This window comes from Moraxella sp. 179-F 1C4 NHS, assembly GCF_045370505.1.
Taxonomy (GTDB): Bacteria; Pseudomonadota; Gammaproteobacteria; order Pseudomonadales; family Moraxellaceae; genus Faucicola; species Faucicola tetraodonis.
Map to the genome: position 1 here is coordinate 1 of NZ_JBIQEC010000071.1, position 928 is coordinate 928.

At 43.0% G+C, this 928-nt stretch carries 1 protein-coding gene; it reads right to left on the bottom strand.

Features of this window, described 5'->3' with window-relative positions:
* Positions 1-31: 31 nt before the first annotated feature.
* Positions 32-928 (bottom strand): IS3 family transposase (locus ACH0AB_RS11880; protein ID WP_282842568.1); only part of this gene is annotated, 897 nt, incomplete at its 5' end.

Sequence of the window (928 nt, forward strand, 5' to 3'; positions counted from 1 at the left end):
TAAGGTACTCCCCAATGTCTAGACCAAATAATCATAAAATTAAGATAGAATTGGGTTGATAAAGCACAGTATTATCCGAACTATTGTTCAAATAAACCTGTGCAGGGGTATGGTACTCAAGCGACTGATGCAACCTCTCATAATTGTAAAACTCGAAGTAGTCTTTCAAACCGGCTCTAGCTTGACTGACTGTATCAAACTGCCGTAAATACACACACTCATATTTCACTGACCGCCAAAGCCGTTCTACAAAAATATTATCAAGTGCCCTGCCACGACCGTCCATGCTCACAGCGATACCCGAATCAATCAGCGGCGTGGTAAATCTTGGCGTAGTGAACTGCGAGCCTTGATCCGTATTAAAAATCTCACAGCGTAATCCATTGTGCAGTAATTTACCCACCGTATCAATGCAGAAATCTGCCTCAAGCGTGGTAGATAGCGACCAACCTAAAACATAACGGCTATACCAATCAATCACCGCCATCAAATACACAAAGCCTTTTGACAAGCGAATGTATGTGATATCGGTACTCCATACTTGATTACATCGGGTGATGGGTACATTTCTAAGCAAATACGGGTAAACTTGATGCTCAGGATTAGGTTTACTTGTGTTAGGATGCTGGTAGATGGCATCTAGCCCCATTTGCCGTAGCAGTCGCCTAACTCGTTTTTCTCCCACTTGATAGCCCAGTTGCCTTAAGTGAGCAGTCATTCGCTTTACCCCGTAAAATGGGGTTTTGGTATATTGTTCGTCAAGTAGGTTCATCAAGGTGATATCAAGCTCGCTGATGGGCTTTGGCTGATAATACAGACTTGAGCGGTTGATACCGAGCAGTTCACATTGTTTACGAGTACTGAAATCCTTATTGTCAGGCTCTAGCAGTTGTTTACGAGAATCTAAGCGAGCTGTGAGGACTTTTTT